18 protein-coding genes, 1 rRNA gene, 1 other RNA gene and 1 pseudogene are annotated in these 20,517 nt (G+C 45.5%); 20 read left to right on the top strand and 1 reads right to left on the bottom strand.

All coding sequences use genetic code 11. The features are described from left to right. Positions 1 to 515 precede the first annotated feature (515 nt). The 3 genes and pseudogenes from FU659_RS30605 (at position 516) to argS (ending at position 3,280) form a co-directional block, all read left to right on the top strand. Positions 516 to 1,022 carry a DinB family protein gene (locus FU659_RS30605; RefSeq protein ID WP_315971392.1) on the top strand — a complete coding sequence of 169 codons (507 nt, stop codon included), beginning with the start codon at positions 516 to 518 and terminating at the stop codon, positions 1,020 to 1,022. A gap of 169 nt (positions 1,023 to 1,191) precedes the next feature. Beyond that, positions 1,192 to 1,602 carry a YwiB family protein gene (locus tag FU659_RS30600; protein WP_147951028.1) on the top strand — a complete coding sequence of 137 codons (411 nt, stop codon included), beginning with the start codon at positions 1,192 to 1,194 and terminating at the stop codon, positions 1,600 to 1,602. 5 nt (positions 1,603 to 1,607) lie between these two features. Beyond that, a pseudogene (gene argS / locus FU659_RS30595) lies at positions 1,608 to 3,280 on the top strand (arginine--tRNA ligase). 723 nt (positions 3,281 to 4,003) lie between these two features. On the opposite strand, the gene FU659_RS30590 reads toward argS, so the two are convergent. Next, positions 4,004 to 5,161, bottom strand: a complete 1,158-nt coding sequence (locus tag FU659_RS30590; protein WP_147951027.1) for a S8 family peptidase — start codon at positions 5,159 to 5,161, stop codon at positions 4,004 to 4,006. Positions 5,162 to 5,573: 412 nt separating this feature from the next. Here FU659_RS30590 and rpoE point away from each other — a divergent pair, with 412 nt between their 5' ends. From rpoE to FU659_RS30505, 17 genes are all read left to right on the top strand, one after another. Beyond that, positions 5,574 to 6,146 (top strand): DNA-directed RNA polymerase subunit delta, encoded by a 573-nt coding sequence (gene rpoE, locus FU659_RS30585; RefSeq protein ID WP_147951026.1) that lies wholly within the window; start codon positions 5,574 to 5,576, stop codon positions 6,144 to 6,146. A gap of 298 nt (positions 6,147 to 6,444) precedes the next feature. Continuing rightward, a complete protein-coding gene (locus tag FU659_RS30580; RefSeq protein ID WP_147951025.1) occupies positions 6,445 to 8,046 on the top strand; it encodes a CTP synthase in 1,602 nt (533 codons plus the stop codon). A gap of 167 nt (positions 8,047 to 8,213) precedes the next feature. Beyond that, positions 8,214 to 8,606 carry a response regulator gene (locus tag FU659_RS30575; protein ID WP_147951024.1) on the top strand — a complete coding sequence of 131 codons (393 nt, stop codon included), beginning with the start codon at positions 8,214 to 8,216 and terminating at the stop codon, positions 8,604 to 8,606. Positions 8,607 to 8,739: 133 nt separating this feature from the next. After that, positions 8,740 to 9,594 (top strand): class II fructose-1,6-bisphosphate aldolase, encoded by an 855-nt coding sequence (gene fba, locus FU659_RS30570; protein ID WP_147951023.1) that lies wholly within the window; start codon positions 8,740 to 8,742, stop codon positions 9,592 to 9,594. Positions 9,595 to 9,805: 211 nt separating this feature from the next. Beyond that, on the top strand, positions 9,806 to 11,065 hold the full coding sequence (locus FU659_RS30565) for a UDP-N-acetylglucosamine 1-carboxyvinyltransferase (protein ID WP_147951031.1): 1,260 nt from the start codon (positions 9,806 to 9,808) through the stop codon (positions 11,063 to 11,065). 62 nt (positions 11,066 to 11,127) lie between these two features. Continuing rightward, positions 11,128 to 12,423, top strand: a complete 1,296-nt coding sequence (rho, locus tag FU659_RS30560) for a transcription termination factor Rho (RefSeq protein WP_147951022.1) — start codon at positions 11,128 to 11,130, stop codon at positions 12,421 to 12,423. A gap of 55 nt (positions 12,424 to 12,478) precedes the next feature. Then, positions 12,479 to 13,753 (top strand): radical SAM family protein, encoded by a 1,275-nt coding sequence (locus FU659_RS30555; protein ID WP_147951021.1) that lies wholly within the window; start codon positions 12,479 to 12,481, stop codon positions 13,751 to 13,753. Positions 13,754 to 13,871: 118 nt separating this feature from the next. Beyond that, positions 13,872 to 14,069, top strand: coding sequence for a 50S ribosomal protein L31 (gene rpmE, locus FU659_RS30550; protein ID WP_029197218.1), 198 nt, complete (start codon positions 13,872 to 13,874; stop codon positions 14,067 to 14,069). 91 nt (positions 14,070 to 14,160) lie between these two features. After that, positions 14,161 to 14,571, top strand: coding sequence for a hypothetical protein (locus FU659_RS30545; RefSeq protein ID WP_147951020.1), 411 nt, complete (start codon positions 14,161 to 14,163; stop codon positions 14,569 to 14,571). A 57-nt stretch (positions 14,572 to 14,628) separates the two neighbouring features. After that, positions 14,629 to 14,892: signal recognition particle sRNA large type (gene ffs, locus FU659_RS30540), an RNA gene on the top strand. 175 nt (positions 14,893 to 15,067) lie between these two features. Continuing rightward, positions 15,068 to 16,507, top strand: coding sequence for an ATP-binding protein (locus tag FU659_RS30535; RefSeq protein ID WP_147951019.1), 1,440 nt, complete (start codon positions 15,068 to 15,070; stop codon positions 16,505 to 16,507). Positions 16,508 to 16,585: 78 nt separating this feature from the next. Further along, positions 16,586 to 18,331 carry a DNA polymerase III subunit gamma/tau gene (dnaX, locus tag FU659_RS30530; RefSeq protein WP_147951018.1) on the top strand — a complete coding sequence of 582 codons (1,746 nt, stop codon included), beginning with the start codon at positions 16,586 to 16,588 and terminating at the stop codon, positions 18,329 to 18,331. Positions 18,332 to 18,351: 20 nt separating this feature from the next. After that, positions 18,352 to 18,663 carry a YbaB/EbfC family nucleoid-associated protein gene (locus tag FU659_RS30525; protein WP_147951017.1) on the top strand — a complete coding sequence of 104 codons (312 nt, stop codon included), beginning with the start codon at positions 18,352 to 18,354 and terminating at the stop codon, positions 18,661 to 18,663. A gap of 44 nt (positions 18,664 to 18,707) precedes the next feature. Next, positions 18,708 to 19,304 (top strand): recombination mediator RecR, encoded by a 597-nt coding sequence (gene recR / locus FU659_RS30520; protein WP_147951016.1) that lies wholly within the window; start codon positions 18,708 to 18,710, stop codon positions 19,302 to 19,304. A 134-nt stretch (positions 19,305 to 19,438) separates the two neighbouring features. Further along, a complete protein-coding gene (locus tag FU659_RS30515; protein ID WP_261808158.1) occupies positions 19,439 to 19,723 on the top strand; it encodes a DUF2508 family protein in 285 nt (94 codons plus the stop codon). 1 nt (position 19,724) lies between these two features. Next, on the top strand, positions 19,725 to 19,994 hold the full coding sequence (locus FU659_RS30510) for a pro-sigmaK processing inhibitor BofA family protein (protein WP_261808157.1): 270 nt from the start codon (positions 19,725 to 19,727) through the stop codon (positions 19,992 to 19,994). A gap of 352 nt (positions 19,995 to 20,346) precedes the next feature. Further along, positions 20,347 to 20,517 (top strand): 16S ribosomal RNA (locus FU659_RS30505); the annotation flags it as partial.

Raw genomic sequence — 20,517 nt, 5'->3', positions numbered from 1 at the left:
CTTCCGGTAACGCTGAAAAACCGCTTTACAGCTCAGGATGCGGCGCGTTTTCTCCTTTTTTCTCGCTGTAAGCACGTTTTTTGAGCTTACAGAGTCGCAAACAGGCAACCCGCCTACCCGTAATGATGAAAATAGGAATGTCGAACAACTCTTTTAGGGGTTTAAAATTGAATTTAAAAGCAGATCAATTGGCTAACAGATCATTTGATCGATTGTAGGCCAAACATTCTGGAGTTGTTCGACAGTTTCGTTTCTAACGTTACAGCCAGTCAGTAAAAGCAACAACTCCACTATAACGCTGAAAATCGTGCTTACAGATAAGACTGTCAGGAGGATTGATATGACCCCTTCCTTGGCGGTTTTTTATTGCAAAGTCTACCTGGCAAGCAAAAGGGTTGTGTCTTATCTAACTTTTGAACACTGCCATACAGTTGTCAGCGGCCCAGACATATAATAAAAGCAAGTCGTGAGAGATGCCCCTAGATGGGGCAGCCTCTCAGCAAATGGAGGTCAAGATGATGTATACAACTGTAGAAGGCTTTATTAAGGATTACCAAGGGGAAGCGGCAACAACCCAAAAACTGCTGGATACGTTAACGGATGAGTCCCTGAATCAACAAGTAGCCCCTGGCTATCGAACACTCGGACACCTCGCTTGGCATTTGGTTCACAATGACCGAGGCATTCTTCATGGTGCAGGGCTGAGCTTTGAAGCGCCGTCCGCCACCGATGAGCCTCCAGTTTCAGCAGCCACTATTGCGCAGTCATACCGAGCGACAACAGAGGCGATTCTAGAAGCCGTACGTGTCCAATTGACAGATGCCAAGCTGCAAGAAAATGTGAATATGTTTGGACAAACGTGGACAATCAGTCTAACGTTATACAATTATCTTAAACACGAAGTACATCACCGTGGTCAGTTGACCATTCTGATGCGGCAAGCTGGACTTGCGGTAACTGGCGCATACGGTCCTGCCAAACAAGAATGGGCTTACTTGGGTGCCCCAGCACCGGCTTATTAAATAAAAAACGCGTCTTCTCCAAAGCAATTTGATGAAGATGCGTTTTTTTGTGCCCCTATTGTTGGGCAACGCATTGAATTCGGAGACCTTATCATATACACTAATACCTAACTTGCCTTATCTTGACATAAGGTGTTCTAGGCATTGAAGAAGAGGAGAATGACGGACCATGACGGCTAAGCAACGCGTGCGGATCCGAATTGAGAGCCGAAGCGGGAGCGAGACTACCGTGCAGAAGGCACGCGGAGATCTTTATCGCAAAGGCGATCACACGTATATCCGCTATGAGGAAGAGCCGAATGAACTTGGACGAACCGTGACGCTCATTAAACTGGAAGCTGACCAAATACGTATTATTCGCCAAGGAGATGTACAGGCAGAGCAATCGTTCGTACCCGGCGAGAAGCGCATCGGCTTTTATCAGACGCCTCAATTAAGATTGGAACTGGAAATCGAGACTCATGAGCTGTCATCTGAAGCCGTGCAAGGCATCGGTATTACAAGGTGGAGCTATGATTTATATGCCTCAGGAACGCATGCAGGACATTATCGGATTAAGTTGTTAATTCAGGAGGAGTAATACGAATGGATGTATTAAACGAAGTCAAAGCCGTTGTTAAACAAGCCATAACCGACGCGGTCATCGCGGCGGGAATCGTGGATGCAGCACAATTGCCGGAGATTATTATCGAAGTACCTAAAGAAAAAACGCATGGGGATTTCGCGACGAATGTAGCCATGCAATTAACTCGAATTGCGAAGCAGAATCCACGACTTATTGCTGAACAAATTATCGCTAATTTGAACAAGGAACAAGCGAACATCGCGGAAGCTGAAATCGCCGGTCCCGGTTTATTAATTTTAAAATGAATAAAGCATTTATTTACCCTGTCATCCGTGAGGTCTTGAACCAAGGAGCTCGATATGGGGCTTCGGATATTGGTAAAGGACTTAAAGTTCAAGTCGAGTTTGTCAGTGCTAACCCAACCGGTTCTTTGCATTTGGGGCATGCTCGCGGAGCGGCAGTTGGCGATGTGCTCTGCAATGTGCTTGATCTTGCTGGTTACGACGTATCACGTGAGTATTACATTAACGATGCGGGCAACCAAGTTGTGAATTTGGCCAAATCGATCGAAGCTCGTTATCTTCAAGCGCTTGGACAAGATGCTGAAATGCCAGAAGATGGTTACTTCGGTGAAGATATTAAAGGCTTCGCTACGGATTTGGTAGCTGAAGAAGGAGATCGTTTGCTGGCTCTGTCCGATGAAGAGCGCCGTTCTTATTTCCGTACGTATGGACTCCGCAAAGAACTCGATAAAATTAAACGCGATCTTGGTCGCTTTGGTGTCCATTTCGACAACTGGTTCTCGGAAACGTCGATTTATGAAGATAATCTCATTCCACCTGTGCTTCAAGAGCTGCGAGACAACGGACACATCTATGAAGAAGAAGGCGCGACTTGGTTGAATACCACTCCGCTTGGCGACGATAAGAATCGTGTTCTGATTAAGAACGACGGATCTTTTACGTACTTAACGCCGGATATTGCCTATCACCGCAACAAATTTGGGCGTGGCTTTGAGCGTTTAATTAATATTTGGGGTGCCGATCATCACGGTTATATCCCGCGGATGAAAGCGGCGATGACGGCCCTTGGTTTTGAAGCGGATCGTCTCGTCGTGCTGATTGCGCAAATGGTAAGTCTTTTCCAGAATGGCGAAAAGGTGAAAATGTCCAAACGGACCGGCAAAGCGGTTACGATGGAAGACTTGATGGACGAGGTCGGCGTTGACCCTATTCGTTATTTCTTCGCGATGCGCAGTATGGACTCACATTTGGATTTTGATATGGATTTGGCGGTTTCGCAGTCCAATGAGAACCCCGTATTCTATGTTCAGTATGCACATGCGCGGATTTGCAGCATCTTCCGTCAGGCGGAGGAGCAGAACATTCAGATTCTCCCGCTGGATCAGGTAGACCTTACCCAGCTTACTTCGGAAGCAGAGTTCGACTTGCTTCGCAAGATTGGCGAGCTTCCGGAGGAAATCGCCATTGCTGCTGAGCAGTACGCTCCGCACAGGCTGATCCGCTATGTTTATGAACTGGCGAGCCAGTTCCATAGCTATTACAGAGGGCACTACGTCATCAGCGATGACGCGGCCTTGACCCAGGCGCGCTTCGCCTTGCTCGGCGCGCTGCGCACGACCTTGGCCAACACGCTTCGCGTAGTTGGCGTATCCGCTCCGGAGCGGATGTAACTCCGCTCCATAAACCAAAGGGACGCTCCCCGCATGTCTGTGCAGACATGCGGGGAGCGTCCCTTTTTGGCAGTATAGAAAGTATAAGTTTTCGGAAGAGGACTGAGAATTACCCCTTTCTAAACGATTCGTTAAATTTAAAGGATGGAATCGAGCATGTTTGAGATGATCGATGAACGTGGTCATGGTTAGTTACTCTTTTCATTGAGAATCTCCGTGTGTCGAGAAAGTCTCGGCTGCCGAAGATTCTCCTGTTTATGATGCGGCGAGATGGTTAGCTTCTGAGCATTTTATCCAACTCCGAACGTGCTTATGGCGTCGGGTTCGACTTCAACAAGTTGAGAGCCATTCCTTTTTTGGACGGAGACGCCTAAGGAACACAGCAAGCTTTATTTGATCAAATGACAAAGAATTATCGTTTTAACGAACTCCAGACGCGCTATTGCAAGTAAAAGCTCATCACTTCACTAAAAATCGACTCTATAACGTCGCTTGAGTTCGTTAGATGAATGGACAGGCTCATTTCTCGTCGCTAACAACGTTACGGTTCGTTAGCGTAGACAACACAAGTAAGGAGTCGCTTCATTGTTCGAATGACTACTGTTGTCGAAGCAAGCACAAAATGATAGTGAACCTAGCTAGCTTCAGGCTAGGTTTATCTTGTCGAAGCCCGCCGCAGCGCGGGCTTCGATGATTGTCTCGGCGAACTCGCTGCGCCGAGAATTACTCCCGCCGCGCGGCATGGATCGCGCGGCGAGCATTTAAATGCCCGGGCTTCCAGCGGGCATTCTCGCGCTTGCTGGCGACCGCGCAGCGTCGCAGCGCGGTCTTGATTTGCAACGGCGACATCGGCTTGATGGAAAGCATTAAGGCAACAACGCCGCTGACATGAGCGGTTGCCATGGAGGTGCCGCTGAGCTCATGGTATTTACCGTGAAGCCATGAGGAATATATGCGTTCCCCCGGCGCATAGATATCAATTTGTTTGCCGCGATTGCTGAATGGCGCGATCTTGCCGACGCGTGTCGTAGCGCCAACGGAAACGACCTGTGGGAATCGGGCTGGGAAATCGACCGTTTTGCGTTTGCCGTCATTGCCGGAAGAGGCCACAATTACTTTGCCTCTGTAGTAGGCGTTCAGGACGGCTTGCTCAAGTGCTCGGTTGTATGTCTTCATCCCGAAACTCATATTTATCACATCGAGATCGTTCTGAACACACCAATCAATACCTGCGATAATATCGGATACGTAGGCGCTTCCGCCATAATCAAAAGCTTTCACGGGATAGATGATGGCCTTGGGGGCAACACCAATAATGCCTGAATACCGGCCAGCAGCCGCAATCGTTCCGGCGATATGTGTCCCGTGGCCGTTATCATCATAGGGCAGCATACTGCGGTTCAATAAATTGATGCCTCGTGAGATGGAGCTGCGTAAGTCTGGATGATTATAATCGATTCCCGTATCAATAACGCCTATACGAATGTTTTGGCCTACTGATTTGTTCCATACCTCAGCTGCCCCAATTTGATCTACTCCCCAGGGGATAGTAGGGGAGCCGGGGATGTGACTTCCGCGTCTGGAGCCCATTTTATTGCCAATTAGTTGATGAACGGCTACTTGGGAATCTACTTCGATGCTCGGCACACCGGAGAAGGCTCTGAGCTTGGTATCCAAGGGGAGGGGACATGAGAATGCATGGATAATGCCTAAATCGCGAACCATGGAGAGGTTCTTTAGACTTGAACGCATGCGTTTAAGCTGTGATTTGCAAGCATAGTAGTCCCTGGCCGTAGGGAAATGGATGATATGCTTGACTCCGGAATGTTTGCTGAGACCGATCTCCTTATGAAGAAAATGAAGAAAGGTGGCTGAATCCATCGTGCCATCCCCCCGTGACAACGTAAAATCGAATCTCCCTCATCCTATGTACAGGTCATCCGGTATGACCGTGTTATCGCCTTCTTAGAAATAAATGGGTGCAAAGCCGTGTCAGATGTGTAGGTTTTACATAGGATAAACAGAGAGGCCCAGCAGGAGTGCCTCTCGCTCAGGTGGCGGAATGAGCGGTGACCTGTGTGCAATGATTCCTGAGGATACAGTCGCAAGCGGAGGGGGACCTTCGCTTGTATTCATTTAACAGCCAGTGAAAGGTGCCTCCGAATGGGCAGGCTGAGCAGCTATCGAATAGGTTTTAAAGGGATAGTTGCATTTTTAGAAAAAATAGGTTTTACTTAATGAAGATATTGGATATGGTAGTTAGAAGAAGACGGTCGAAAGGGATGTGCCTTAGATGAGTAGCGAATACACACTCAAAATCACCACAGAGCAAGCACGCGAAATGCCGATGGTGGATTTGGCATTCGAATTGCTGAAGTCGGCGAATACGCCGTTTTATTATCGTGACCTTATGTTGGAAATTGCTAAAATAAAAGGGTTGTCTGAGCAGCAAGTCATGCAAGTGATTGCCCAACTATATACGGAGATCAACATCGATGGTCGTTTTGCTTGCGTGGGTACGAACCTATGGGGTCTGAAGCGCTGGTATCCTGTTGAAAAATCTGACGATGCGGTTGGTAATGCGAAGCGTCCTCGAATCATCAACGATGAAGATGATGATCTGGATGAAGACATTTATGCCGAGGAAGAAGATACATACGCAGAGGAAGACGAGTACGATACCTTCGGCACTGAAACAGAAGAAGAGGAAGAAGCTGAAGAGGATACGGAATTCTTCGAGGATGAAGAGATTGAAGAAGATATCGGCGAAGCGGGTATCGAAGAAACAGACGATGAAGATCTAGATGGCGAAGACGATGATCAAGAAGAAGATGAAGCCGACGAAGAGGATGAAGACGGTAAATAACTTGTCTTGACAGCCTACGTCTGTTCAGAGTAAACTATTGCATGGGCTTTAAAAGAATCTTAACATTTCGCGCAAGCGTTCAGAAGGTGCCCCGTCACTACGGGTGTCACCTTTTTTTGTTTTTTTAGTGGTTTTTTTGCGTTAATTTCATGAAAATCCCTATTTAGTAGAAACTAAAACAGGTCATATCCCACACTTTATTCTTACGAACAAAAGCCAGTTGACTGGCTATATTTTTAGCAGATGCTTACTCAAGTAAGTTCTTGCTTACAAAAAAAACACTCAGGAGGCGTACATAGTGACTAAATACATTTTCGTTACGGGAGGCGTAGTTTCTTCCCTTGGAAAAGGAATTACAGCTGCTTCCTTAGGCAGACTGCTCAAGAACAGAGGTCTAAAAGTTACGATACAGAAGTTCGATCCTTATATCAATGTGGACCCAGGAACTATGAGTCCTTACCAGCACGGTGAAGTATTCGTTACCGATGATGGGGCAGAGACGGATCTGGATTTAGGACATTATGAGCGTTTCATCGATATTAACCTCTCCAAGAGTTCCAACGTAACTTCAGGTAAAGTGTATTCTTCGGTTATTACCAAAGAGCGCAGAGGCGAGTACTTGGGAGGCACTGTTCAAGTGATCCCGCATATTACGAATGAGATTAAAGATCGCGTAATTCGCGCAGGTCGTGAAGCGCAGTCGGATGTCGTTATTACTGAAATTGGCGGTACGGTTGGCGATATCGAGAGCTTGCCGTTCCTAGAAGCCATTCGTCAAATGAAAAATGATATCGGCCGCGAGAATGTTATGTATGTTCACGTAACGCTGATTCCTTATATTAAAGCCGCCGGCGAAGTGAAGACGAAGCCAACGCAGCATAGCGTTAAAGAGCTTCGTGGACTCGGTATCCAGCCTCATGTTATCGTTTGTCGGACAGAACATTCCCTAACGGAAGATATGAAACGTAAACTAGCATTGTTCTGTGACATTGATCCTGCAGCTGTCATTGAATGTAGAGATGCTGAAACGTTGTATGAAGTTCCAATGATGCTTCGTGAGCAAGGCTTGGACGATTATGTCGTCAATCACTTGAAACTGCGGACGAATGAACCTGATATGAGCGAGTGGGAAAGCCTTGTTCGTAAGGTCAAATCATTAACGAAGAAAACAGAAATTGCTATTGTCGGTAAATATGTGGCGCTTCATGATGCTTATCTCAGTATCGTGGAAGCACTGGGTCATGCTGGTATCGATAACGACTCGGAAATTGATATTCGTTGGGTCAATGCCGAAGAAATTTATGATCATAATGTACATGAACTGCTCTCTGGCGTTCAAGGTATCTTAGTACCTGGAGGCTTTGGCGATCGAGGAATCGAGGGGAAAGTTTCCGCTATTCGTTATGCCCGTGAGAATGACATTCCTTTCTTCGGAATTTGTTTGGGTATGCAAGTGGCTGTCATTGAGTATGCGCGTTCTGTGTCAGGACTTGATGGTGCAAACAGCTCGGAGATTAACCCGACGACGGCTTACCCGGTTATTGATTTGCTTCCTGAACAGAAGGATATCGAGAACTTGGGCGGTACGATGCGTCTTGGTCTCTACCCATGTAAGCTTGTACCTGGTTCATTGGCGGCTAAATCCTATAACGACGAACTTGTCTACGAGAGACATCGTCATCGGTATGAATTTAACAACGAATACCGTGAGCTGATTGAAAAAGCAGGACTGCGTATTTCCGGTACATCTCCGGACGGCAGATTGGTAGAAATGATTGAGCTTCCTAGTCATCCATGGTTCTTGGCTGTGCAATTCCACCCGGAATTCACTTCGCGTCCGAACCGTCCGCAGCCGCTTTTCCGCGAGTTCGTAAAAGCAGCTCAGCAAGTAGTACGTTAAGCGGCTTGATTGCTTAACCGTCCACTCATCGTCTCCTGATATTCAACTTTTTTGTAAAACTTTTCAATAATCCTCTCTTCTTCGGAAGGAATCCGAAAATGAATAGCGAATAACTAATTTAATAAATGTTGGGAATTTGTTATTTGTTTTTGGGAGGGACTTACCTAATGAAGAAGAAGGTATTGATTGTTGATGACCAGAATGGCATTCGTGTACTGCTAATGGAAGTTTTCAGTAACGAAGGTTACGAAACCTATCAGGCTGCGAACGGGAAGCTAGCTTTAGAAATCGTGAAAAACTCTTCGCCTGACCTTGTCTTATTAGATATGAAAATCCCTGGTATGGACGGTCTGGATATCTTGAAACACGTGAAAGCGATCGACGTCACGATTAAGGTGATTATGATGACGGCTTACGGTGAACTTGATATGATTAAAGAAGCGACAGACCTTGGTGCTATTATGCATTTTACGAAACCGTTTGACATTGATGAATTGCGTATGGCGGTCAACAAGCAACTTAACAACGAATCTAGCAGTGGTTTTGCAGTAGGATCCTAATCTTTAGGGTCTTTTTTTGTTGTCAAAAAAGCGAGGGCTTGGTTATCATTTGAAAATTTATGTGCTATAATAACTCAGTATGACAAAGAGCGGTTTACGCATCTACTATAAGGGTTCTAGGAGGAAGAGAAACATGGCATTGGTTTCAATGAACGAATTTTTACCTAAAGCAAAAGCGAACAAATTCGCGGTGGGTCAATTCAACATGAACAATCTTGAGTTCGCTCAAGCGATCGTGGAAGCAGCGATCGAACTGAAGTCCCCGTTCATTTATGGTGTTAGCGAAGGCGCACTGAAATATATGGGTATCGAGTTTACAGTAGCCATTGCTGAAGCAGCAGCTAAGAAATCCGGCCTGCCAATCGCGTTGCACTTGGATCATGGTAGTTCTTTTGAAGTAGCGATGAAATGTATCCGTGCAGGATTCAGCTCCGTTATGTTCGATGGTTCCCACTATTCTTTCGAAGAAAACATTCGTTTGACGAAAGAAGTTGTTAAAGCTGCTCGTGCAATGGGCGTATCCGTTGAGGGTGAGCTTGGAACAATCGGTGGTGTTGAGGATGACATCTCGGTAGACGAAGAGCACGCTAACCTTGCAAAACCGGAAGAAGCTATCCGTTTCTATGAAGAAACAGGTGTTGACTGTCTGGCAATCGCTGTCGGTACTGCACATGGCATGTACGCAGGCGAGCCTAACATCCACTTTGACATTATCGAAGCTGTTTCCAAAGCAATTCCAGTTCCAGTTGTTTTACACGGTGGATCTGGTGTTCCTGACGAAATGATTCGTAAATCCATCGCAGCTGGCGTTGGTAAAATCAACGTGAACACAGAGAATCAAGTAGCTTGTACAGAGTCTATTCGTGTAGCTCTGAATAAAGATGCAAAAATTTACGATCCTCGCAAATATCTCACCCCAGCCCGCAACGCTATGATTGAAGTCGTTAAATCCAAAATTCAATTATTCGGAAGCAGCAACCAAGCTTAATTCCAACTGTATAGATATGGTGGGAAATGCAGTAATACTCAAACGGACGAAGAATGACAAATGTCGTCCGTTTGAGTAATTATGGGCGTTTCCTTCTTCTGTTTTTTCTGTTCATACCTTTTTATAATACGAAATGCTGTTTATTGTTTCAGGGATAGCCTTGCCCTGTTGTGTGCAACAAGTAGGTACCTGGTTTAGGGGGAGAATCATGTTGGAAAAATTAATGGTGGTCGGAGGACGTCCACTACGGGGAACTGTTCAAATTAGTGGAGCTAAGAATAGTGCGGTTGCACTTATTCCAGCTGCTGTACTTGCAGAAACGTCGGTAACTTTGGATAATCTGCCGCATTTAAGCGATGTGGCTATATATACAGAAATTTTAACGGATTTAGGCGCTACGATTGATTGGAATGAAGATCGGATGACGATTGATCCCAGTCGAATGAAGTCGCTTCCGATGCCAAATGGCAAAGTGAAGAAGCTGAGAGCTTCCTATTATTTAATGGGAGCCTTGCTTGGAAGATTTGGAGAAGCGACGATTGGCCTGCCTGGCGGTTGTAATTTCGAGCCGCGTCCGATTGACTTACATATCAAAGGATTCGAAGCTTTAGGAGCCGTTGTTAGTAATGAGAACGGTGCATTAAAGATTCGCGCAAAGGAGTTGCGCGGTGCAAAAATCTTTTTGGATATGGCCAGTGTGGGGGCCACGATTAACATCATGCTGGCGGCTTCACGTGCCAAGGGTGTTACATTAATCGAAAATGCGGCCAAAGAGCCTGAAATTATAGATGTGGCTACGCTTTTGAACTCGATGGGTGCTAAAATCAAGGGAGCGGGAACGGAAACCATTCGTATCGAAGGTGTAACTGAGATGCACGGTTGTCGTCATTCCATTATCCCTGACCGGATCCAAGCTGGTACCTACATGATTGCTGCCGCCGCAACACGTGGCGATGTAACCGTAGATAATGTGATTCCCAAACATATGGAGGCACTGACGGCGAAGCTCCAGGAAATGGGTGTTCACATTTATGAAATGGATGAGTCCATTCGTGTTGTCGGACAGCCTGAGTACGAAAGCGTCGATGTGAAAGCGCTGGTTTATCCCGGATTTGCTACAGACCTACAATCTCCGATGGCAAGCCTGCTTTGTCAGGCCAGAGGGGTTAGTATATTAACAGATCATGTATACAGTAATCGGTTCAAGCATATACCTGAACTTGTCCGTATGGGTGCCAAGATGAAAGTGGAAGGTCGCTCTGCCATTATTGAAGGCTCGCAGTTGAGTTCGGCGAAAGTAAGAGCTACAGACTTGAGGGCTGGTGCTTCTCTTGTACTTGCTGGTTTGAGTGTAAGAAGCGGAGGCATTACGGAAGTATCCGGGGTTGAGTTTATCGATCGTGGTTACGAAAACTTGGTTTTCAATTTATCTTCGCTTGGTGCTGAGGTTTGGCGCGAGAGTGAGGAATAAAGTACCATGCAACAGGCAATGCTAGAATCCAATTGAAAATTTAATAGTTTGGTGGTCTAAACATGAGCATGCAGCTTGCTGAGCTTGAAGTACTCAAGCTTACTGAATTATATAAACTGGCTAAGAAGTATCAGATTCCCTATTATGGTCAGTTGAAGAAAAAAGAACTCATATTTGCTATTTTACGTGCGCAAGCAGCTGAGAGCGGCTTGATGTTCATGCAGGGTGTTCTCGAAATTCTCCAGGAAGGCTTCGGATTCTTACGTCCGATTAACTACCTGCCAAGCTCTGAGGATATTTACATCTCTGCATCACAGATTCGTAAATTCGATTTGCGATCTGGGGACATTGTTTCGGGTAAATGTCGGCCGCCAAAAGAGAATGAACGTTACTTTGGCCTTCTGCAAGTGGAAGCTGTCAATGGTGAGAAGCCGGAAACTGCGGCTGAACGACTTCATTTTCCCGCATTAACACCGCTCTATCCAGATACCAGAGTTACGCTTGAGACAGAACCGAACAAAATTTCCACGCGTATTATGGATCTACTCGCTCCGGTAGGCCTCGGACAACGCGGATTGATCGTTGCTCCCCCTAAAGCAGGGAAAACACTGCTTCTCAAAGAAATTGCCAACAGCATCTCCACCAATTATCCCGATATTGAACTTTTCGTTTTATTGATTGACGAACGACCAGAAGAAGTGACGGATATGCAGCGGTCGGTCAAAGGGGAAGTTGTCGCTTCCACATTTGACGAACTGCCAGAGAATCATATTAAAGTGGCTGAGCTTGTGCTTGAACGAGCTATGCGATTGGTTGAACATAAGAAGGACGTTGTTATTCTGTTGGACAGCATCACCCGTTTGGCTAGAGCTTACAACTTGGTTGTGCCTCCGACTGGCAGAACATTATCCGGGGGGATTGACCCCGCTGCATTTCATCGTCCTAAACGGTTTTTCGGAGCTGCTCGTAACATTGAAGAAGGCGGCAGTTTGACTATCCTGGCTACAGCTCTTGTTGAAACGGGCTCGCGTATGGATGATGTTATTTATGAAGAATTCAAAGGAACAGGTAATCTAGAGCTTCATCTGGATCGTAAAATGGCTGAACGCCGCATTTTCCCAGCTATCGATATCCGCAGATCGGGTACGCGCCGCGAAGAGGCTCTCCTCGGTAAAGATGAGCTTGAGAAGGTTTGGGCGCTTCGCAAGGGAATGAACGATTCGCATGAATATACAGAAACGTTCATTAAGAAACTGGCAGAAACCAAAACAAATCAAGAGTTTCTTGATTCTCTCGCCTCTCCCTCTAACGGATCGGCAGGAGCGAGTAAAGGGAAAGTGAAACATTCAGCTTCCTAATTCGCATACTTGAATGAAAAAAGTTTTGCTAAGCAAAACTCTAAGGAGTACCGTTATGAACTTGGTTTATTCGGATTCACAAGGAAACGTCTTCGATCATCCCGATTTTTTGGCCCTTGGTCGAAACGCGGAGATGATCACAGAAATATTAGAGGAAGAGCTGATTCCGCTCCCTGAGGGATCTACGCTGGTCAGTCTTCCTTTCACGCGCCCTGTAGGCATAGATGCCGCTACAGGTGATATGAAGCTGGTAGAGGGAGATTATCACGCTGTAGGAGCGCTTCTTCCTCAAGGTTTCACAAGACTCTTGCTGCCCGGTTATGTGAAGTCAGATAAGAGCAAGGTGCTGCCTCTTTTCGGTTATACGGCTGTTGTTTGGAAAGAGGACGGTTTCTATGTAGCTGCTCGTTTGACTGACAATCCTTACTTCTGGAATCCTATTCACTGTGATCCAACAGAACTGGAAGTCGAAGTTAAGCGTCTTGTTGCCAAATATCCGGACAATCGTCTTTATCAGCATTTATCCAATTGTGCGCTGGGTTATGAATGCTTAACCGCTTCGAATACGTTCCTGCAGCGTTGGGAGGGAGCGGTTCCTGTTTCTTACTCCTGCAATGCGGGTTGCTTCGGTTGTATTTCGGAACAGCCAGATGACAGTGGTTTCGTTGCTCCTCAGACACGAATGAATTTCAAGCCGAAGGTTGAAGAAATCACGCAGATTATGCTGGAGCATTTGCGTACGCCGGAAAGCATCATTTCTTTCGGACAAGGCTGCGAAGGGGAACCTAGCACACAGGCTGTAATTATTATTGATGCCATCAAACAAGTGCGTCAGCAGACCCAAATGGGCTACATTAATATCAACACAAATGCTGGTTTGACGGATCATATCCGCGGCATCGTGGATGCCGGACTTGATTTGATGCGCGTGAGTACGATTAGCGCGCTGGATGATCACTATAATGCTTATTACAAACCTCGGGCCTACACATTGAAAAATGTAGAGAAGTCGCTCCGGTATGCCGCAGACAAAGGGGTTATCACCTCCATCAACTATCTCATATTCCCTGGGGTAACCGATCGGGAAGAAGAGATTGAGGCAATGCTCGGCTTCGTGCGTAGAACGGGATTGAAATTAATCCAACTGCGCAACCTGAATATTGACCCCGAAAGCTACCTGGGGATTATTCCTAAAGCCCAAAGCGAGCTGCTGGGCATGAAGCAAATGATTGAGATTTTCGAAGAGGAACTGCCGGATGTCGTCATCGGTTCTTACTCGCATACGCCGAAATTCTACAGCAGTGATCGAGCCGTCACTACCGTGCTTTAACAACAGGGAAGTCTTGTCTTTTCATTGCATCAAGAATTACAAGTGTGCTATAATACACAGGTACGTCCATTAACTCTGTTTCAGCAAATGATTCAGGGCGGAAAGAGGTGAACCCATCATGAAAGCAGGCATTCATCCTACTTATCATGCAACCACAGTGACTTGCGCATGTGGTAACGTGTTCGAAACGGGCTCCATTAAGCAAAATCTTCGTGTTGAGATTTGCTCTAATTGCCATCCATTCTACACTGGTAAACAAAAGTTTATCGATGTAGGCGGTCGTGTCGACAAGTTCAAAAAGAAATACGGTATCTAATTGGCATCAATTACTTGTTTGCCAATCGGCATAAGACAACCTCCCTTGGTCATCCTAAGCATAAGCTTAGAAACCAATGGGAGGTGTTTTTATGTGGAACGGCATGCTAAGAGGGTCGACTGTTGCCATACTTATCCTAAGTCTGATGGGATGCGGTGCCTACATGGGCAACAACAATAAGCAAACGGACGAGACAAAGTACAAAGCACAAACGTATAAGCAGGACGGTTTGTTAGGTATAACAAGTGTCAATCCGAACAATCCCCTCAACCCTACGTATCATCATTACGAAGATGATACGAATTTGATGAAAGCTGTTCTTGCTCAGCTTCAAGGCATCGAAAAAGTAAGTATCACCATGAGTGGTCCAACGGCAAAGGTAAAAATAAAACCGAAACCGGAGTTAACAGATACACAGGCGGATGAGCTTCGTTCCCAGGCACAAATGGCTTTGGATACGAATATGCCGCGGTATAATGTAAAAGTTAGAATAGAACGATAAATAGCAGATATTACCCCTAGTTGCTATTTGCCAGTGAATCAGCTATACTTATTTTTACCGTGCTAGATGGGGAGGTAGCGGTGCCCTGTAACTCGCAATCCGCTGTAGCGGGGTTGAATTCCTGTTAGCGGTACTGTGATGTGAGGTCTGGCTTTTACACGTGGTGTTGAGAGTCGGGTCCTTCGCAATGAATGCTCGTGAACCCGGTCAGGTCTGGAAGGAAGCAGCCGTAAGTGAGATGTTTCATGTGCCGAGGGGTTGCCTGATTTGAGCTAACGATAAGAGTACGCTTGTATCCCTTTATCAATAACAGGTGCACGGTTTTGAAATTAAATTTAATGCCTCATATATCACACAAAACACCCAGTAATTTGGGTGTTTTTTCTTTTTTTCAAGAGAAGGAAAATTCTTGCTATAGAGAGAATGAATATATTAATTCGAATAATGTAAACGTTTGCGAGTGATCTTTGCAAGAGAAAGGTGAGGGTGCTGCTAAATGTCTATATATGACGCTCAGGATTACATGGTATCCATTGAGGAAGTGCGGAGGCTTTTCAATCACGGGTTACAGAGCAGCATGCTGGTTGTTGATGACGATGCAAACATCATTTTGGCAACGGATCATGTACTGAAGTGTTCTGGTTACTCGGCGGAAGAAATAACGCAAATACCATTCCCTCAGCTATTTAAGGTTAGGGCGCCTTTGTCGGAGATGTATGATTTTTATTTTAATCATGAGGAGTCTGTCTTAGTAGAATGGCCACACGGGTTTCTAATCAGTAAAAATGGGGAAACCATTTTTTATCGTTTTTCCATCTTAAAGCTGATGCAGATCGGACAACCTAGGTATTTGCTGGTCCTTAACAATCAGGTGGAGTGTTCTCAATTAAATTTGCTGCAGCGTTTCTCGGATGCTTTTTTGAAAGATGTTAATCTTGGTGTTCTACTCATTAGTATGAATTTTACCCTTGTAGATATTAGTGATATGGCTTGCCAAATTCTAGGGATGGTACGAGAGAATATTCTGAATATGTCCTTGGAAGAGATTTTTGCTACGGTTCCCGCCGAGCATCGCTTGGTGCAGCGAACGCTTTTGAATGGCGTGGTCGCCCGTAATCATGCTGTTTCATGGACCAATAATCATGCGCGTTATGAGCTTTTGCTGGATTCTAGTGTGCTCAAAGATAACCAGGGAAACATGGTGGGGGCTTACATCATTTTCAAAGATGTGACGAATATGCGCTCCTTGGAAGAAATGGTTCAACGCAGCGACCGGCTAGCTATGATTGGCCAAATTGCCGCGGGAACGGCCCATGAAATTCGTAATCCGCTTACCTCCATCAAAGGTTTTATGCAAGTGCTGAGACGCACTTTTGAAATGAAAGGCATGGATAAAGAACAAAGCTATACCGAAGTCATGCTCGAGGAGATCAATCGAATCAATGAGCTTGTGAATGAATTTCTATTACTGAGCAAGCCTAAGCACGTCTCTTATGAGCGTATCGATGTAACCGAAGTGTTACGAGGTATTTTGCCGATCATTAACAATGAAGCTATTTTGTACAATGTCCATCTTCAGTATGAAGCTTCATATCACTTGCCAGAAATTATTGCCGATAAAGAGATGCTCAAGCAAGTGTTCTTAAATATATGTAAAAATGGAATAGAAGCTATGCCGGATGGAGGGATACTAACGATTTCGGAAAAAGTAGATACGGCAGAGCGGAATGTGTGTATTGATATCCACGATACCGGTTCGGGTATTCCTATGTTCGTTATTGATAAAATATTTGACCCGTTCTTCACGACGAAAGATACAGGGACAGGTCTGGGGCTTTCTGTTTGCCAACGAATTATCCACGATATGGAAGGAAGCATTCGCGTTTCTTCTAAGGGCTTCGGAACGACCTTCACGATATCCATTCCTTATGCTTGATCCTCTATTTCATCCCCAGAAGGGTTATAGTATAATGGATTCAGTCATTCCATGCAGGGATTATTGGAGAGGAACACTATGGCACACATTGCTCTGTATCGAACGTGGAGATCTCAGACGTTTCGTGATGTTGTTGGTCAAAAGCATATCACGCAAACACTGCAGAATTCTCTTCGAGAAAATCGTCTTACGCATGCATATTTGTTTAATGGACCAAGAGGAACGGGTAAGACCAGTACGGCCAAAATATTAGCCAAAGCAGTTAACTGCTTACATGGTCCGGCAGAAGAACCGTGCAACGCTTGTTCGGCTTGTGAGCGAATTACTGAAGGCGCTGTGATGGATGTTGTCGAGATCGATGCAGCCTCCAACCGTGGCGTTGAAGAAATTCGTGACATTCGCGATAAAGTGAAGTATGCGCCTACTGAAGTCAGGCAGAAGGTGTACATCATCGATGAAGTGCACATGCTGACAACGGAAGCTTTCAATGCGCTGCTCAAAACGCTGGAGGACCCTCCGGCACACGTGATGTTCATTTTAGCTACGACGGAGCCCCACAAAATTCCGGCCACGATTATTTCGCGCTGTCAGCGCTTTGACTTTCGCAGAGTTTCCATGGAAGAACAGGTCATGCGATTGCAGTATGTTTGTGAACAGGAGCGCATCGCGATTAGCGAGGAAGCTCTCCATTATATAGCCAGATTATCGGATGGAGGGATGCGGGACGCGCTTAGCTTGCTGGACCAGTCGGCATCCTTTGCAACTGGGGAGGTAACGCTCGCTGATATTTTGTCTATCACTGGCGGAGTTGCATCCGATCAATTCAAGAAGTTAGTGCTCATGATTAAAGAGAAGAATCTTGGCGCTGCTTTGGAACTTATTGATACCTTCATGCAGGAAGGGAAGAGCGCGGATAAATGCATGGAGAATTTGATTAACTATTACCGCGACTTGCTAATGGTTCGTATGGTGCCGAATTCTCCGGTGATTACAGAACGTGTTTTTGATATGGATGAGCTGCGAGCAGTAGCTAATCACTTCTCTCCCGCCGAAATGATGGGAATGATTGAGACTCTAAACCATTACCAAAGCGAAATGAAATACTCCGTACAGCCTCAGACACTTCTTGAAATTGCCATTATGAAAATTAGCGGTGGACACAGAGAAGCTGCGAATAGTTCATCGATCGGTATGCTGGAGGGCTCTGGAAATCATTTGCCATCGGGAGATCTCTTGGCCCAAATGACCAAAAAACTTCAACAGCTTGAAGAACAGATAGCAGGACTGGTAAAATCGGGTGTAGCGGCTTTATCGCCGGATCCCAATGCCAAGCAAGTACCTCCTGCCAAATTGCCGGTCGCCTCGGCCCCTTCGAAAAGATCGGGTATTAAACTTGACGGTTATTTGAAAGCGGTAGAGGCTCCTGACACGAAGTCAGCTCTTATGAAATGGAGTCAAGTGCTTGGGGTTGTCAAAGAAAAGAAAATTACTGTTCATGCTTGGTTTGTAAACGGAGATCTCGTTTCTGCTCTTGATGATGTTGTACTGGTTGCTTTCAAAAATGAAATGCACCGCAATACAACGGAAAAGCCTGAGAATAAGCTTATTATTGAGCAAGTGCTGACATCGGTACTAGGTAAGCCTTATCGGCTGTTGACGATTATGCGCAAGGAATGGGACGATGCAAAGACGGATGCCACCCAGGCAGCCCCGGAAATTTTGGAGCTGCAAGCAGAAGATGGTAACCAGCCAGTTAAAGAGGAATGGATATCGGAAGCAATCCAATTGTTTGGCGAAGATTTGGTGACGATTAAAGAAGACTAAATACGAGGGAGCTACTAAAAATGAATAACATGAATCAAATGATGAAGCAAGTGAAGAAAATGCAAGAACAAATGATGAAAGCACAAGAGGAGTTAGGCACGAAGTCCATTGAAGGAACTGCAGGCGGCGGTGTAGTTACGGTTATCATCAACGGGCACAAAAAAGTACAAAGCATTACAATTAAGCCGGAAGCTGTAGATCCGGATGATGTTGAAATGCTGCAGGATCTTGTTCTTACGGCAGTTAATGATGCCATGACCAAAGCCGAAGAACTGGCTAATAAAGATATGGGCAAATTTACAGGTGGCATGAACATCCCTGGATTGTTCTAAGACAACGAAGAATAGCGAATCTGAACGATGAAGGAGAACGTCCGTTGTATTACCCCGAACCGATAGCCAAGTTGATTGACGCTTTCTCCCGCTTGCCGGGAGTGGGCCCCAAAACGGCCGGTCGCCTGGCCTTCCACGTTCTTCGCATGAAAGAAGAAGACGTGATTGACTTCGCAAAGGCGCTCGTCAACGTGAAACGCAACCTTCACTACTGCTCAGTCTGTTGCAATATTACAGATATTGATCCTTGCCGGATCTGTCAAGATAAGAGTCGGGATGCTTCTGTCATTTGCGTGGTTCAGGAGCCTAAGGACTTAGTCGCTTTGGAAAGAACCAAAGAGTTCGAAGGGTACTATCATGTGCTGCATGGAGCGATTTCTCCTATGGAGGGAATTGGGCCTGATCAAATTCATATAGCAGAGTTGCTCAAGCGTTTGGGTGATGAGACCGTACAGGAATTGATTCTGGCTACCAATCCCAATATTGAGGGAGAGGCAACGGCGATGTATTTGTCCCGATTGATCAAGCCATTTGGTCTCCGTGTTACGCGTATCGCGCATGGTTTACCTGTAGGCGGGGATTTGGAGTATGCGGATGAAGTGACTTTAACCAAGGCTATGGAAGGTCGCCGAGAGCTGTAGATATTTCAATACAAGAGCTAGAGAGCTGAAAAGCTCTCTTTTTTTTGCGAAAAAACACGATGCTGTTCTAGTTGCTCTACTCTTCCCATATATATAAGTATATAGGCCGGGGTGGATAGAATGGAGGCTTGCGTGTGAGACCTTTACTATTAGGTATGTATGGCAAAAAGAAGCTAGTGAATAAAGTGGCTATTGAAGAACAAAAAAAGGACAAGCAGCAGCTTATCCAAGAAATACGAAAAGCACACGAAACTTGGGTAGCGGCGCAGGCACATTTTGAGTTTGCCGTAGAGAAAGATCAAATCGATTATGCAATCTTTGCTATGGAAGCGGCAGAGAAAAGGTTTGAAATGCTCATTAAGCAGGCGAAAAAACTTGGTCTCAGTCTCATTGATAGCGATCGACTCATGGAGGGATAGTATGAATCTGAAATATGTATTATGGGGGCTGCTTATCTTGTCCTCGTTGATGCTGCTTTTTATCCTATTTCGCAATCGTCGCGGAAGCAGATGGCTGTCTGTGTTGGGGCTAAATATGGTTTTCGCTGCGTTTGCCTTATATATGTTGAACCTACTTAGTACGTATACCCATTTTGAAATTCCAATTAATACAGCTACATTAGGGACTGTAACGGTTCTCGGCATTCCGGGTATTCTTCTGCTCGTTGGCTTAAAGCTAACATTGCTTTGAGGCAAAGAAAGATAATATAAAAAGTGGGTTGACTCTATAGCGACATCTGTGGTATCTTATAAAAGTTGCCTCTGAGCCACACGGTAATAAACAAGTAACTTAGAAAAAACAAGTTGCATATGAATAATTAGTGTGGTATATTGGTCTTCCGGCTTTCGAAAGAGAGAAGGAAAATGAAAGAAATTGATCTTTGAAAACTGAACAACGAGTGAGTAAGCACGAACGAGCAATCGTTCAAAAAAGAGATTGTAAAATCTCGCTAGCAACGCAAATGAGCAATTAAGCTTTCAGATATACGGACATAATATAGGGAACTTTGATCGTAGATCAAAGTCTCTCTGCTAAGTCCACTATTATGGAGAGTTTGATCCTGGCTCAGGACGAACGCTGGCGGCGTGCCTAATACATGCAAGTCGAGCGGAGTATTTCCTTCGGGGAATGCTTAGCGGCGGACGGGTGAGTAACACGTAGGTAACCTGCCTATAAGACTGGGATAACTATCGGAAACGATAGCTAAGACCGG

Source organism: Paenibacillus sp. N3.4 (assembly GCF_008017805.1).
Classification (GTDB): domain Bacteria; phylum Bacillota; class Bacilli; order Paenibacillales; family NBRC-103111; genus Paenibacillus_E.
Note: the sequence above shows the minus strand (reverse complement) of the source record. Positions and strands in the feature narration are given on the sequence as shown.